The organism is Marinobacterium zhoushanense, from assembly GCF_014641945.1.
Classification (GTDB): Bacteria; Pseudomonadota; Gammaproteobacteria; order Pseudomonadales; family Balneatricaceae; genus Marinobacterium_D; species Marinobacterium_D zhoushanense.
On record NZ_BMIJ01000003.1, the window covers coordinates 238,537 to 253,417 of the forward strand.

16 protein-coding genes are annotated in these 14,881 nt (G+C 57.4%); 12 read left to right on the top strand and 4 right to left on the bottom strand.

The window, feature by feature from the left end; all coding sequences use genetic code 11:
• Nucleotides 1-29 precede the first annotated feature (29 nt).
• Nucleotides 30-890 (top strand): transglutaminase family protein, encoded by an 861-nt coding sequence (locus IEX40_RS08235; RefSeq protein WP_188747157.1) that lies wholly within the window; start codon nt 30-32, stop codon nt 888-890.
• A gap of 1 nt (nt 891) precedes the next feature.
• On the opposite strand, the gene IEX40_RS08240 is transcribed toward IEX40_RS08235, so the two are convergent.
• The gene (locus IEX40_RS08240) at nt 892-1,659 is read right to left on the bottom strand and encodes a hypothetical protein (RefSeq protein WP_229680648.1); all 768 of its coding nucleotides are present in this window, start codon (nt 1,657-1,659) and stop codon (nt 892-894) included.
• A gap of 162 nt (nt 1,660-1,821) precedes the next feature.
• Here IEX40_RS08240 and gtfA point away from each other — a divergent pair, with 162 nt between their 5' ends.
• Complete coding sequence (gene gtfA / locus IEX40_RS08245) at nt 1,822-3,258, top strand: sucrose phosphorylase (RefSeq protein ID WP_188747159.1); 1,437 nt, start codon at nt 1,822-1,824, stop codon at nt 3,256-3,258.
• 104 nt (nt 3,259-3,362) lie between these two features.
• Nucleotides 3,363-4,418, top strand: coding sequence for a M48 family metallopeptidase (locus IEX40_RS08250; protein ID WP_188747161.1), 1,056 nt, complete (start codon nt 3,363-3,365; stop codon nt 4,416-4,418).
• 60 nt (nt 4,419-4,478) lie between these two features.
• Here the strand turns inward: IEX40_RS08250 and IEX40_RS08255 are convergent, their stop codons facing one another.
• The 3 genes from IEX40_RS08255 to norR all read right to left on the bottom strand — a co-directional run bounded on the left by IEX40_RS08255 (nt 4,479) and on the right by norR (nt 7,271).
• The gene (locus IEX40_RS08255; RefSeq protein ID WP_188747163.1) at nt 4,479-5,210 is read right to left on the bottom strand and encodes a hypothetical protein; all 732 of its coding nucleotides are present in this window, start codon (nt 5,208-5,210) and stop codon (nt 4,479-4,481) included.
• A gap of 26 nt (nt 5,211-5,236) precedes the next feature.
• A complete protein-coding gene (locus tag IEX40_RS08260; RefSeq protein WP_188747165.1) occupies nt 5,237-5,605 on the bottom strand; it encodes a hypothetical protein in 369 nt (122 codons plus the stop codon).
• A gap of 124 nt (nt 5,606-5,729) precedes the next feature.
• Nucleotides 5,730-7,271, bottom strand: a complete 1,542-nt coding sequence (gene norR / locus IEX40_RS08265) for a nitric oxide reductase transcriptional regulator NorR (protein ID WP_188747167.1) — start codon at nt 7,269-7,271, stop codon at nt 5,730-5,732.
• A 188-nt stretch (nt 7,272-7,459) separates the two neighbouring features.
• Here norR and IEX40_RS08270 point away from each other — a divergent pair, with 188 nt between their 5' ends.
• The 9 genes from IEX40_RS08270 (at nt 7,460) to yidD (ending at nt 14,621) form a co-directional block, all read left to right on the top strand.
• On the top strand, nt 7,460-7,906 hold the full coding sequence (locus IEX40_RS08270; protein ID WP_188747169.1) for a c-type cytochrome: 447 nt from the start codon (nt 7,460-7,462) through the stop codon (nt 7,904-7,906).
• 16 nt (nt 7,907-7,922) lie between these two features.
• Nucleotides 7,923-9,380 (top strand): cbb3-type cytochrome c oxidase subunit I, encoded by a 1,458-nt coding sequence (locus IEX40_RS08275; RefSeq protein WP_188747171.1) that lies wholly within the window; start codon nt 7,923-7,925, stop codon nt 9,378-9,380.
• Nucleotides 9,381-9,451: 71 nt separating this feature from the next.
• Entirely contained in the window at nt 9,452-11,278 is a 1,827-nt protein-coding gene (locus IEX40_RS08280; protein WP_188747173.1) for a nitric oxide reductase activation protein NorD, read from the top strand.
• A gap of 32 nt (nt 11,279-11,310) precedes the next feature.
• Complete coding sequence (locus IEX40_RS08285; RefSeq protein ID WP_188747175.1) at nt 11,311-12,099, top strand: CbbQ/NirQ/NorQ/GpvN family protein; 789 nt, start codon at nt 11,311-11,313, stop codon at nt 12,097-12,099.
• A 7-nt stretch (nt 12,100-12,106) separates the two neighbouring features.
• Complete coding sequence (locus IEX40_RS08290) at nt 12,107-12,691, top strand: cytochrome c oxidase subunit 3 family protein (protein ID WP_229680649.1); 585 nt, start codon at nt 12,107-12,109, stop codon at nt 12,689-12,691.
• Between the two features lie 5 nt (nt 12,692-12,696).
• Entirely contained in the window at nt 12,697-12,975 is a 279-nt protein-coding gene (locus IEX40_RS08295; protein WP_188747177.1) for a thiosulfate reductase, read from the top strand.
• A 308-nt stretch (nt 12,976-13,283) separates the two neighbouring features.
• Nucleotides 13,284-13,658, top strand: coding sequence for a hypothetical protein (locus IEX40_RS08300; protein WP_188747179.1), 375 nt, complete (start codon nt 13,284-13,286; stop codon nt 13,656-13,658).
• A gap of 97 nt (nt 13,659-13,755) precedes the next feature.
• Nucleotides 13,756-14,223: an SPFH domain-containing protein gene (locus tag IEX40_RS08305; RefSeq protein WP_188747181.1), complete on the top strand. Its 468-nt coding sequence runs from the start codon at nt 13,756-13,758 to the stop codon at nt 14,221-14,223.
• Between the two features lie 32 nt (nt 14,224-14,255).
• Nucleotides 14,256-14,621: a membrane protein insertion efficiency factor YidD gene (gene yidD, locus IEX40_RS22265; protein WP_188747182.1), complete on the top strand. Its 366-nt coding sequence runs from the start codon at nt 14,256-14,258 to the stop codon at nt 14,619-14,621.
• Nucleotides 14,622-14,881 lie beyond the last annotated feature (260 nt).

Here is a 14,881-nt window from a genome sequence, read left to right on the forward strand (position 1 = left end):
GAGGTTAATCGAGGTTTGAAGAACCGGACATGAAGACCTACAGAATTCGCCACAGCACCTGGTATGGCTTCAATGGGGAGGTAAGACTGCAGCCCCATCGGCTGAGAGTGCGTCCGCGGGAAGATCACGACCAGCGGATACAAAGCTCTCAACTGGAGGTACGCCCGCTACCGCAAGAGGTACGCTGGTACCGCGATGTCGAGGATAACTCGGTAGCGACATTGCTGTTTGATACGCCCTGCAGGGAGCTTGAGATATTGAGCGAAGTGGAGGTTCAGCAGTTTGACCAGGCACCACTGGACTTCATGGTTGAAGAGTATGCGGTGAACTATCCGTTCAATTACATGCAAGACGATCTGGAGGTGCTAGGGCCGTTTATGAAGCGAAAGCCCGCCTCGAATGAGCTGGCCCGATGGGTGGCTGGATTATGGCAGTCCGATCGGACAATTCAGTCATATGCGCTGCTCGATCGAATCTGCCGTTCAATAAGCACTGGATTTAACTATCGGGTGCGCGAGGCTCCAGGGGTGCAGAGCGCCGAGGACACACTCGCCATTGGCAGTGGCTCCTGTCGGGATTTCGCCAACCTGTTTATGGAAAGTGTACGCTACCTGGGTTTCGCCGCCCGTTTCGTCAGCGGTTACCTGTATGTGCCACCCGGGCCGGAATCCTTTGGTACCACTCATGCCTGGGTGGAGGTGTATATACCGGGCGCTGGCTGGAAAGGGTTCGATCCTACCGGGGGCGAGGTCGTCGGCATCAACCACATACCGGTTGCGGTGGCGCGCAGTCCCGAGACGGTGACACCGGTCGAGGGGGCTTTTATCGGGCCGGAGGGTGCCGAGTTGAAAGTGGGTGTTTGGGTCACGCTGCTCGATCCGCCCGGATAGCTCAACGCCAATTGATCCAGTAGCTGTATTCGATGCGACTGGAGTTGCGCAATGTCTGTTGAAACTGTGCACTTGGAGTCACCTCGCACTGTACGCTCTTGAATTCCGCCTCGCTCCAGCCGCTCATGCTGTCGATAAACTCGCGTCGGTATCCCCAGCGTCCGCAGGAGAGCACGTTGTCATACCCCTGATTGCGCTGGCAGACGACGCAGGTCTCGAAACTCACGTCGATATCCTCGCCTTCGATGCCGAAACGGGCCGATACGAAAGGGGTGTCGTAAATCGCCACGGTGGAGGCCCTGATCGGTCGCCCGCTCCAGGGCTTGTCGCGATCATCCTCCGGCGCAAGGTGGGTGCCGTAGCCATGCTCCAGCCCGGGGTTGTCATAAAAGGGGCTGTTGAAACCTTCGGGTACATCGATCTGTACCGCCTCCTCGCCGTCAAATAGCCGCGCGGTTGTCTTACGAACCTGAAGTATACGGTAGCGGTCGCAACTGGCGCTGTTCTGGCCCTGTATATTGCCCGTCGCGTTGGCCAAAAAATGGATCTCCAGTCCCACGCCAGTGGAGTTGTCGCCGGGTATGTAGCGCGCGTCTTCGCGAGCGCTGTGATACCACTCTCTTGAGAACGCCAGTATGCCGACGCTTTGCTCGCGATAGAGGACAGGGCAGATTTTGCCGACAGTAAGCTCCTCCGCCTCCGCGACGGAGGTCGAGATATTGATGGAGCAGGCCGACAGCAGACTGGCAGGGAGGAGAATCCATTTCATCGCCGTTCCTCGTAAGGTGAACAGGATCGGCTAGCAGCAGCTTTCTCAGTATAGACAGGGGCCCGCCCATGTCAGAAAAACTTCTGAACGGTTACAGGTCGAGTTTGCACCGCGGTGGCGACCACTTCTATGGTTATTGAAAGCTCATTCGGGAGAAAGATTATGGCACTGCGCAACCAGGTACAGCTGATCTGCTATCCAAACCGGATGGGACGCAATCTCAGAGATCTGATCGGCATACTGGATGTTCATCTGAAAGACGCCATCGGCGGCGTACATATCCTGCCGTTCTACCCCTCCAATGCCGATGCCGGCTTCTCTCCGTTAACGCACAAAGAGGTTGATCCGATATTCGGTGATTGGAGCGATATCGAGTATATCGCCAGCCGCTATGATCTCTGCGTCGATCTGATCCTCAATCATATTTCCGACCAGTCGCAGGAGTTTCAGGATTTTATCGAGAAAGGGCGCGATTCAGCCTATGCCGATCTATTTATCGATGTTGATAAGCTCGAACCGATCAGGCACGACGATCTGGCCAAGATCCATATCCGCAAGGAGAGGGAGCCGTTTAGAGAGGTACGCTTTGCTGATGGAACCAAGGGACGCGTCTGGTGTACGTTTACCGAGCACCAAATCGACCTGAACTACGATGCCGACGTCACCCGAACGCTGATGGGGGATTACATCGCGTTTCTGGCAGCTAAAGGGGTGAAGCTCTTCCGTCTCGATGCCTTTGGCTACACCACCAAGCGAATAGGTACCAGTTGTTTCCTGGTCGAGCCGGACGTCTATCGCAACCTGGACTGGTTCAACAGCGTTGCGCGCATGCACAACGCAGAGCTGCTACCAGAGGTGCATGATCACTGCAGCTATCAATACGCGATCGGTCGGCGCGATATGCGCCCCTACGGCTTCGCACTGCCGCCGCTGATGCTCTACACGATGCTCGATAACAACAGTACCTACCTCAAACACTGGTTACGTATGGCACCGCGCAATATGGTGACCGTGCTTGACACCCATGACGGCATCTGCATCCCGGATGTGGAGGGTGTATTGCCGGACGACAAGATCAACGGACTGATCGATATCGTTGACGCCCATAGCGGCGATCCCATTCTGCGCCGCTCCGCGGTCAACGCGCACAGTGTCGGTGCCATCTATCAGCTGACCTGCACCTTCTATGAGGCGTTGCTGTGCAACGATGACGCTTACATCGCCGCCCGGGCAATACAGTTATTTGCACCGGGTATTCCTCAGGTCTACTACGTGGGCCTCCTGGCCGGACGCAACGATTATGAGCTGATGGAGAGCACCGCAGAAGCAAGAGAGATCAACCGCCACTACTACTCTCTGGAGGAGGTTGATGAGGCGGTCCGAACACCGGTGGTACTACGGCTGTTAAAGTTGATGCGATTTCGCAACAGCCACCCGGCGTTTAGCGGTCGATTTGAACTGCACTCATCGAGCGACAGCAGTGTCTCGATGGGATGGCGCCATGCAGAGCACTACTGCCATCTGTTTGTGGACCTTAACTTCAAGACAACCAGAATAACCTTCACCGACGCTGGCACTGAAAGCACTATGCAGTGCTAAGGCAGTGTGAAGTGGGAGGGCGCTCGTTTCATCTGTTCCCCCAAGGTGGTTTAATCGACGGCGCGTGCTAACGCGTTATCGACTGTATGAAAATAGGAGGTTTCATGCGTCACAGCTTCAAAACCGCTCTTCTATTCGCTTGTGGACTTTCGATGGGAGGCTGCGCCACACCGACAACTCAGTCAGTATCCCTCAACGCTAACCTGACCAACGACGAGATCCTTTATCAGCAGGAGCTGAAGTTGCGCAGGGTAATGGAGTATCAGCAACGGATCGAACGGATCGGGGCCCCGCTGTTGAAAGCGGCACTGCCATTTTGTGAGGACAACAGGACGGGATACCTTGGCTTAAAGGTCGACAACATATCCGCCTGGCCTGATGAGTATCGCAAAATCGCGCTGAAGACACTGGAGCTGGATGAAGCGCTGAAGGTTACCGGTGTTACGCCAGGCTCAGCGGCAGAGCGTGCCGATGTGCGTGTTGGTGATATGCTGCTGGCGGTGGATGGCAAGACGACCATCGGGGGGCCCGGCGCTGTCGATGACTACAAGCAAATGGTTCAGCGAGCGGGCAATGTGTCGATCAAGCTTGATCTGCTGCGAGGGGAGGAGCGGCTGACCCGGGAGCTGAAACCGGATCCCGCCTGTAATTACACCCTCCATGTGGTCATGGATAACGCCATCAACGCATACGCCGACGGGCAGAATGTCATAATCACCTCCGGCCTGATTCGCTTTGCCGAGAGTGACGCTGAGGTGGCTATGGTGCTGGCGCATGAGATCGCCCATAACGCGATGAAGCATCTGGAAGCAAAACAGTCGAATATCTCCGCGGCGAGCCTGCTGGACATCCTGGTTGCGGCGTACGGTGTGAATACTCGGGGGCTGTTCGCCAATCTGGGAGGGCAGGCATTTACCAAAGAGTTCGAGCAGGAGGCCGATTATGTCGGGCTCTATATCCTGGCACGAGCTGATGTGCCGATGAATGGCTTAAGCGATTTCTGGCGCCGGATGGCGGCTGAAAGCCCTGACGCCAATAGCAACTCGATCTTCCGTACTCATCCGATCAGCGCCAAACGCACTCTGGCGATTGAACAGGCGTCTGCCGAGATAGACGGCAAGCGAACAAGGGGTGAACAGCTGCTGCCCAAGGCGCGATAAGCCTGTGAACCGGAGATTAAAAAGGCTCCGCGAGGGAGCCTTTTTAATTGCGGGGAATACTTACTGTGTGAGCCCCATCTGTTTGGGCAGCACGTTCTGCTCAAACTGGGTGTTAACCCCCCTGGCGACCATCGATTTAAGCAGCTGCAGATTGTTGGCCTCAATCTCCTGCGGAGACTCCTGATAGTCCTGATTGAGCCAAATCATCGCATCGCCATCAAAGGTGATCGAACCGTCCCGAGTATCAACCACTTTGACATCGCTGCCGGAGATCAGCGTTACCTTGCTGATCAGGTCCAGCACCTGGACGTTGAACATGCCTTGAGAGATCAATATCAGGTACTTGGCTCCCTGGGCCGCCAGCGCGTCGCGATAATCGGTGGACAGTTGCAGGGGCGGTACCGTCTTGCTGGCGGCAATCGCTTCCGATGCCTTGAGCTGGTATAGCGCTATATCCTTTTGCAGATGTTCGTACTCGGTGGCGCTGAGCAGCTCTTTGGCGACCACGGCATTTACGCCGAGGCGTTTGAACTGCTGCTGATACTCATTGGATATGTCGGTATCGATATCCCAAAGGCCATCAAAGGACACCAGATTGGCGCGGTTTTCGATCCAGAGTACTTTATATACCTGCTCGGTATAGTTCAGCTTCTTGCTCGGATAGAGATAGGCAACGGCCACCTTGCCCTGGTTGAACTCGTTGACCGCTTCACTGGACATCGGCTTGACGCTACCGGCACAGCCGACCACGAGCACAGAGACCAGAAGTAGAAAAAGTGTCCTTATGTTCATCAAAATCATCCCTTTGTCTTGCTGAATTAATTCGGATAGCGCACGTCGATGAGCTTTTCGCTCTTGTCGAACACATAGATTGCCGCAGCATCCTTGAACTGGTATTCACCCGTGTCGCCGGTCGAAATACTGTCCATCTGTGCCGATGCGGGGCCGGTGACGACGGGGACCATGATCCCGGTAAGTTTGGCCTTCTCTCTGTAAGCCCAGTACTCCAGCCCCAGAGCCTCGGACTTGCTGATGTCAGCGGGGAGTCCAAGTACATCCGCGACCTCCTGTTTTGTCGTTTCGCCAACGAAAAAGGAGGTGGTCCGGACATCCTGTTTATTGCCAATGGTGGGGGCACAGGCGGTAAGCAGAAGAGTGCTGCATAGCAGCAATACACGCGGGTTCATATAGCCATTCCTTTGCCAGAAAATGATTTTTAATAATTTTATAAGCGGTGGTGCAATACTAACACAGCGATTATTTCATAAAAGTCAACGCGGCAGCTGAGCTCGGTTACCGTCCTCGCCTTGGCTAGCGAAGGCCAAGACGCTGCATCAGCCGATAGAAGTTGCTGCGGTTGAGCCCCAGGCTGCGGGCGGCGGCCGCCATATTGCCCCGGTGCTCGGCCAGGCGTTGCTCAATCAGTTCCTGTTGGAACCTGTCTGTGGCTTCCTTCATCGCCAGTCCCGCATCCACGGGCAAGGGGAGTGCTGCTGTCATGCTATCCTGACCGACGGGCATCGAGGGTTCCAGGTCGAGGTGAGCGCGCTGCAGGATGACAGTATCGCCCTGGGTGTGCGCCCGCGCTTTCAGCGCGGCACGGCTGAGCAGATGCTCCAGCTCGCGCACGTTGCCGGGCCAGTTGTAGCTCAGTAATGCCTGCTGCGCCTCGGGGGAGAGGCGCAGCGCTCTGATACCCAGTCGCCGCTGACTGGTCTCGAGCAGAAAACCCGCCAGCAGCAGCACATCGCGCCCGCGCTCGCGTAGTGGCGGCACCTCAACTGGGTAGACTGAGAGACGATGGTAAAGGTCGGCACGGAAGCGACCGTCCGCCACCTCCTGCTTCAAGTCGCGGTTGGTGGCGGCGATGATGCGCACATCGACGCTAAGGTGGCGGTCGCTGCCGACCCGCTGGATCTCGCCGCTCTGCAGGGCACGCAGCAGCTTGGCCTGGATCGACAGCGGCAGCTCGCCGATCTCGTCCAGAAACAGGGTGCCGCCGTTGGCGATTTCAAACTTACCCGCGCGGTCGCTGAGGGCACCGGAGAAGGCCCCCTTCGCATGGCCGAACAGCTCGCTCTCGGCGATATTTTCCGGCAGTGCCGCACAGTTCACATAGACCTGAGGCTCTTCCGCCCTGTCTGACTGACTGTGCACCTGGCGCGCTACCAACTCCTTGCCGACCCCTGTCTCACCCTGCACCAGCACCGTCAGGTTGGAGCGGGCGACAATGGCGATCTCCTGCCGCAAACGCTTGATCGGCTCACAGTCACCGATGATCTCGAAACCCTGAGTCTCCTCGCGAAGTGCCTTGGCGACCTGGTGTTCCCGTTCGGCTCGGGCGGCCAGTGCCGCCATGCGGTCGGCGGCCTTTACCGTGGCTTCGGTCAGGCCGATGAAGGTGCGCAGCTCAGTCGGATCGATGCGATCGAAGGTATCCGGTTGCATCGCATCCAGCGTCAATACTCCCCAGGGGCGGTCGTCTATGTAGAGCGAGGCGCCCATGCAGTCATGAACATGCAGCTGGTGATCTTCAGTTGGGATCAAGCCGTCATAGGGGTCAGGCAATTCACTATCGGCGGCAAACCGAACCGGCGAGCGAGAATGCAGCAGCCGGGACAGTCTGGGATGCTCGTCGATGCGAAAGCGGCGACCCATCGTATCCGGGCTCAAACCCTCTATCGCCAGCGGTTTCAACTGCTCCCCCTCAAGCTTGAGCAGCGCTGCCGCATCGCAGGGGAAGATCTTCAGCATCGCTTCGAGTAGGCGTCTGTAACGCAGGCTCACCGGTATATCGCGCGACAGGTCGGCCACGATACCAATCAGGCTTTCGCTGAAATAATGTGTAGTCATTTTGATATCTCGTTGTCTATCAGACAACTTTAACATAGATGTCAATATAACAACATACGATCTAAATTACTTTTAAAACAAAGAGATAATGGTTGGCACGCGCCTTGCGATAGCAGTGAACAACACTTTCCTATCAGCAAAGGGGCGTTTTATGCATCCGAACAGATTAAGAGCAAGGAGGGGCCAGCATGAGTGAAATCTTCACCAAGGGCATGGCCCGCAACATTTACTACGGCGGGGGATTCTTCTTCTTGCTGCTGCTGGTCGGGCTGACGTTCGACACCCTGCGGGAACTGCCTAAACGTGACCATCGTGAAAACATCACCGAATCCGTCGCACGCGGCAAGGCGGTGTGGGAGGAGAACAACTGCGTCGGCTGCCACAGCCTGATGGGCGAGGGCGCTTACTTCGCTCCCGAGCTGGCCAACGTCTACGACCGTTACGGTAACGGCAACGAGGCGGCGTTCACCCAGTTCATGCAGTCGTGGATGGCGATGCAGCCGCTGCCGACCGAGGGGCGTCGCAAGATGCCGCAGTTCCATCTCAGCCAGCAGCAGGTCGAAGACCTGTCCGCTTTCTTGATCTGGACCTCACGTATCAACGACAACGACTGGCCGCCCAACAGGGAAGGCTGAGCCGGAGGATGCCTGGATGAAATTCGAATCCCAACGGGTTGCCAAACCCTACTTCATATTTGCGCTGATGCTGTTTGTCGGCCAGATACTGTTCGGCCTGGTGCTGGGTCTGCAGTATATCGTCGGCGACTTCCTGTTCCCCTACATCCCGTTCAACGTAGCGCGGATGGTACACACCAACCTGCTGATCGTCTGGTTGCTGTTTGGCTTCATGGGTGCCTCCTACTACCTGGTGCCCGAAGAGTGCGATACCGAATTGCATAGCCCCTGGCTCGCGAAAGCGATGTTCTGGGTGTTTGCCGCCGCCGGCGTGATGACCATTCTCGGCTACCTGCTGGTGCCGTACTCCGAACTGGCCGAGCTGACCATGAACCATCTGCTGCCGACCATGGGGCGTGAGTTCCTGGAGCAGCCTACGATCACCAAGATCGGTATCGTCATCGTCTGCCTGGCGTTCATCTACAACATCGGCATGACCGTGCTGAAAGGGCGCAAGACCGTGATCAACATGGTGCTGATCACCGGTCTGATCGGACTTGCCGTGTTCTTCCTGTTCTCCTTTTACAACCCGAAGAATCTGGTGCTGGACAAGTTCTTCTGGTGGTGGGTCGTTCACCTTTGGGTGGAAGGCGTATGGGAACTGATCCTCGGTGCGATACTGGCGTTCGTGCTGATCAAGGTCACCGGCGTCGATCGCGAAGTGATCGAGAAGTGGCTCTACGTGATCATCGCGCTGGCGCTGATCTCCGGCCTGATCGGCATGGGGCACCACTACTTCTGGATCGGCCCTGGCCCGTACTGGCTCTGGCTCGGCTCCATCTTCTCGGCGCTGGAACCGGTGCCGTTCTTCATGATGGTGCTGTTCGCCTTCCGCGTGGTCAGCCAGCGTCGCCACCAACACGGCAATCGCGTCGCCACCCTGTGGGCGTTGGGTACTGCGGTAATGGCGTTTCTCGGCGCCGGCGTGTGGGGCTTCATCCATACCCTGGCTCCGGTGAACTACTACACCCACGGCAGCCAGATCACCGCCGCCCACGGGCACCTGGCGTTCTTCGGTGCCTACGCGATGATCGTGATGTGCATCATCTCCTACGCCATGCCGATCATGCGCGGCAGGCCGCAGGGCAATCCTGCCGTGGCGCAGAAACTGGAAACCTTCGCGTTCTGGACCATGTGCCTGAGCATGCTCGGCATCACCCTGGCACTGACCGTGGCCGGTGCTTGGCAGGTGGCGCTGCAGCGGCTGCCGGAAACCGGCGCGCTCAGCTTCATGAACACCCAGGCCAAGCTGATCCCGGTGTTCTGGGTACGTGAAGCGTTCGGTGTGGTGTTCGCCACCGGTCTGGTGGCCTACCTGGCCAGCTTCTTTGTCGGTCAGAAAGCGGCGGTTACTACCCCAGCGGTGGAAACCACAGCGACCGAAGCCGAAACCGAAATCAAGGCTCAGGGCGCCTGCTGCGGCAGCTGTAACTGAAACCTGAAGCCTTAAAGCAGAAAGCGGGCGGGGGTTAGACCCCGCCCATCGAAACTAAATCGAGGTGAGGCATGGAAGAGTTCGTAGGCGCTATCTGGCACCGTCTGGTCACCCGGCAATCGGCAACTGATTTTGCCGATGCGCGGGTCGATCTGGCCGAGCTCCAGCCTCAGCTCGCCCCCTTCTACCGTGGGTTGGGCGGTGCACCGGGCAAGTTGCTCGAAGCCGCCGAGCCCCGACCTTTCCGGGCACCGCGCAAACTGATCCAGCGTATAGCCGGTAGCCATAGACGCCATGCGGTGAGCTGGCAGGATGAGCGCAGCCTGCGCCTGCCACCCTCCATCGCGCTGTTCCCGGAACGCGAATTGAACGAGTCGCTCTATCTCTGGCTGACCGCCATGGCCGCGGTAACGCCGGTTATCCGACGCTGGTTCGGTGACAACCAGCGGGCCAGTCGGCATCTGCTGGAGGCGCGCCCGGGGTTGGGTAAACGCTACCGTGAGATGGTCGAAGCGGGTCTGCTGCTGCGGCCCGGTCCGGATCAACTGCAGGACGACGCCTGGGTGCGGGAGCTGGCAATCCGGCGGGCACTGCTACAGCCAGGCTCTGTCGAATCCCTGCCGCGTGCGCCCGGCGATGCCTGGCCGGTGCCGTTCTGGCTCTATCCGGCGCCCCTGCATGACCTTTCGGTGGTGGCCGAAGATGACAGCAGCGAACAGCAGGGTGAGCAGCCGCCCGCGCCGCCTGAGCAGGTGGACTCCGCCCGCCGCACCGCGCGCCGTCTGGACGACAGCAAGGAGACCGACGGCTTCCTGATCTTCCAGCTGGAGAGTCTGTTCAGCCGCGTGGAGCAGGTGGAGCTGGACCGCTGCCAGGAGGATAACCTGGACGATGACCTCGGTGCTGCCGAGGATCTGGACATCATCACCCTGTCGCGTCAGCGGCGCGCAGGTTCGGCCCGGGTCAAGTTCGATCTGGATCTGCCCGCGCCGCAGCAGGACGAGCTGGCGCTGGGCGAGGGTATCCGCCTGCCGGAGTGGGACTACCGCCGTCAGGCATTTAAAGAGGATTTCTGCCTGTTGCAACCGATGTTGGCCGACGATGCCGAGCCCGCCCCTCTGCCGGAGGCACTGAAGCCCGCCGCACGCACACTGCGCAACCGCTTCAGCTGCCTGCGGCCTGAGCGCAACTGGCTCAGACGGCAGCTGCAGGGCGACGAGCTCGATCTGGATGCCTGGCTGCACCTGATGACCGACGAGCAGCGAAGCACTGAGCCGGGTGCCTGCTATCGCCAGCGCCGCCCCAATCAGCGCGATCTCTCCTGCCTGCTGCTGGCGGATCTGTCGATGTCCACCGAGTGCGGCATCAACGAGCATGAGCGGGTGATCGACGTGATCCGCGACAGCGTCACCCTGTTCGCCGAGGCGCTAAGCGGTTCACGGGATCGCTTCGCGCTCTACGGTTTCTCGTCGATCAAGAACAAACAGGTGCGCTACCACCTGCTGAAAAACTTCAACGAGCCGTACGGCGATGCTGTGCGTGGACGCCTGCAGCGGATCAAGCCCGGCTTCTATACCCGGATGGGTGCCGCCGTTCGCCAGTCGGCGGCAATTCTGGAGCAGGAGCAGAGCAGCCAGCGACTGCTGCTGATCATCTCCGACGGCAAGCCCAACGATATCGACCACTATGAGGGGCGCTACGGCATCGAAGATACCCGTCGTGCAATCCAGCAGGCACGGGCGCTGGGGATACAGCCCTTCTGTATCACCATCGACGACGAAGGCAGCGATTACCTGCCTTATCTGTTTGGCGACAAGGGCTATGCCCTGGTCAGCGATATAAAACGTCTGCCCGAGATGCTGCCCCGTCTCTATCTGAACCTGACCGGGGCCTGCTGAGCTACCTGAATACTCCATACAAGGAGACTGACATGATCAAAAGCATCAACACCACGGCCCGCTACCTGCCGCAAGGCAACGAGGTCGATCTGTTTCACCACGCCGCGGCAAGCCAGTTGCCGGTGCTGCTGAAGGGACCAACCGGTTGCGGCAAGACCCGTTTCGTCCAGTACATGGCGGAACAGCTGAACCGGCCGCTGATCACCATCGCCTGTCATGACGACCTCACCGCCTCCGATCTGGTCGGCCGCCACCTGATCGGTGCCGAGGGCACCTACTGGCAGGATGGTCCTCTGACCCGCGCTGTGCGCGAGGGCGCTATCTGTTACCTGGATGAAGTGGTGGAGGCGCGCAAGGACACGACTGTTGTGCTGCACCCGTTGTCGGATCACCGTCGTGAACTGCCGATTGACCGCACCGGTGAACTGCTCAAGGCGCACCACGACTTCATGCTGGTGATCTCTTACAACCCCGGTTACCAGAACCTGATGAAGGGGCTCAAACCCAGTACCCGTCAGCGCTTCGTCGGTCTCAGCTTCGACTATCCGACGCCGGAGCGAGAGGTGGTGATCCTGTGTCAGGAGGCGGGCATCGACAAACAGACCGCTACCCAACTGGTCGCGCTGGGTAACGACCTGCGTCGACTCAAGGATCAGGACCTGGAGGAGGTCGCATCCACCCGCCTGCTGATCTACACCGCGCTGATGATCTGCTCAGGTTGCTCCGTGCGCGAAGCCTGTCGTGCCTGTCTGGCAGAACCGCTCAGTGACGACAGCGAAACGCTGGCCGCCATCGACCGCCTGATCAGCTGCTACTTCTGAGGTACAGATGAACACCGCTACGCAGGGAATCGCAGTCAAACCGCAGGTGCCGGGTAGTATCGCCGTCTGGGTGCTGATCTATGCCGAGCTGAGCGAGTTCGCGCTGTTCTTTCTCGTTTATCTGGTTACCCGCGCGCACAATACAGAGCAGTTTGCAGCCGGACCCGCGCAGCTGAATATCCTCGCGGGCACCCTGAACACCCTGGTGCTGGTCAGCAGCAGCTTCTGTGTTGCCCGCGCCATGAGTGCAATCCGGCGCAATGACCGGCAACGCTGTATCCGCTGGCTCGGCATGACCATCGCCTGCGGTGCGGCCTACTGCGGCATCAAGGGCTGGGAGTACCTGTGGAACGACGCGCAGGGGATCCACGCCCGCAGCAACCTGTTCTTCACCCTTTACTACTACCTGACCTTCAACCACCTGCTGCATGTGCTGGTGGGAATGGTGACCCTGTCCTGGCTCACCCTGCGTACCTGGCTGGGCAGCTATGACGCTGGGGATTACGAAGGGCTGGAGAACGGCGCCTGTTACTGGCACATGATCGATCTGGCCTGGATCATCCTGTTCCCGCTGGTCTATGTGATGGGATAGCCATAATGAAGATAAGTGACGTAAACAGCTGGCGCCTGCTGATTCTGATCACCCTGGTTAGCGCACTCATCGCCGAGACCGGCGGCATCACACCGGGCCTGATCCTGCTGATCTGTATCGCGGTGATCGTGAAAGGGCAGCTGGTGATTGATGTATTGATGTCCCTGCGTGGTCGCCACCGCGCCATCCGCGCCCCTATGCTGGCGTACTTCTATGTAATGATGCCACTGCTGGCGCTGGGACTGCTGTTCCCTGAATGGTTGGAGCGGTTGACGACGCTTTAGACCAACCCACAGCCCCATATCCTGAACCATGGTTGTCACTGTCGCGAAATAGGGGCAAACTCCACATAAGCGTCATACAGGCAGTAGACGCATATGCCATCGAGCAAGCATCCGAAGGGAATGAATATGGGTGTTCATCTAAACCATCCTCCGCTCGTAAACCCGTTTTCGGCTCGCACGGTTCCGTTGCGCCTGCCGTGTTTAGCCGGTATCCCGTGAGCTTTACACAATTACCTAGCAGTCATTTCGATACAAGAAAATAAGCACCTCATTGAATCGTCATGAGTAAAAATGGAGTTTGAAGAAATATGAAGTGTTTTATTCATCAAGAATCTGAATCCGTCGGTATATGCAAGGCATGCGGCAAGGCTCTTTGCGTCGAGTGTGCGATGGACACAGGTAGAGGACTGTGCTGTTCAGATGCTTGCGTCAAAGAAGTTGAAGAGCAGAATCAAATTATCGATAAAAGTAAGCGGCTATACGGCATAGGGAAAAAATCTTCAGTGATGCCTACTGGTCTGATAATGCATTTCTTCTTTGGTGCGCTATTTATAGGATTTGGTTTATTTCAAAGTAATCAAACGGGGGCAGTACAGTGGTTCTTATTACTGATGGGAATAGGCTTTTTAATCGTTGGTGTTATGGGCTGGTATAGAAACCGAAACTTAAATTTAAACTGTTGACCACAGCGTAAATTGCTCAAACTATCGCCATGGTTTACTTGGACTTCACCTGCAGTTTAGGTTCGGCACATTCATTATGCGTTCCTGAGGAAAATAAATGTACCAAAATAGACAAGCCCTGGCCTTGGGCTCCATCGTGTTTTTATTTATTGCCGGCGTCGTTGCACTCGTATCGGCTTTTTGGCTGTGGCCGAAATACAACGTGTATCGCCAGGAGCTCAATGGGCAGGCTGCACTCAGGGAGGCTGAGTGGTCGAAGCAGATTTTGATCGAGGAAGCGAAGGCAAGGGAGCAGGCATCCCTGATGCAGGCAAAGGCGAAGGTCACGCTGGCAGAAGCAGAAGGAAAAGCGATGATCGCGCGTGCCAAGGCGGAGGGGCAGGCGGATATCGAAAGGGCGAAAGCTGCAGCAGAGGCCAATCGAATCATTGGCGAGTCGCTCAAAGGGAATGAAGAGTACCTGCGCTACGTATGGATCAAGGGACTAAATGACGGCAAGGGCGAACGGATCTATGTGCCGACCGAAGCGGGCCTTCCGATTTTGGAAGCCGGCAAGGCAAAGTAAAGTCAATTTCCCTGCCTCGACAAGGAGTGTTCATGCGAAGAGTCGCCGTTGGTCTGATCAATCTCTACCAGCGTTATATCTCACCGTACAAGGGGTTCCGCTGTGCGCATGCGGCTCTGCACAAGGGGGACTCCTGTTCCGCTGCCATCAAGAAGATTATCGAGGCTGAGGGGCTTTGCCGCGGGTTTGGTCATATCCGGCAACGACTGAATAGCTGTAAACAGGCATACCTGCAACTGGTGGAGGAGGGAGAAAAGGAGAAACGGAAGAGGAAAGATAAAGAAAAAGGGCGATGGTATGACTGTTGTGACCCGAGTGCTGCATGCGATGTCGCCCATTGCTTCCCGGCTAGGCGTTGCGTCCTGCCGGATCTGCCATGCGACTGTTCACTGTTTTAAGCGCTGAGCCCGCAATTGGGCCTGGCCGTGGAGAGTCAGCCGCTAAGAGGGCAGCTGAACGCAGTGACGGCACCAATTCTGCCCCATCAATGTGCAATTGATGGGAAGGGCCGCGGTAATGGTGCGCCTGAGGGCACCATTCGATCCGGATACATTCATGCATATCGATAAGAAATAGATATAAAACATCTGTTTATAACGCTATCGCTGTACGCCGAGTGGTCATCCATAATATTTATGTGATTGGCATATTTCTTGTC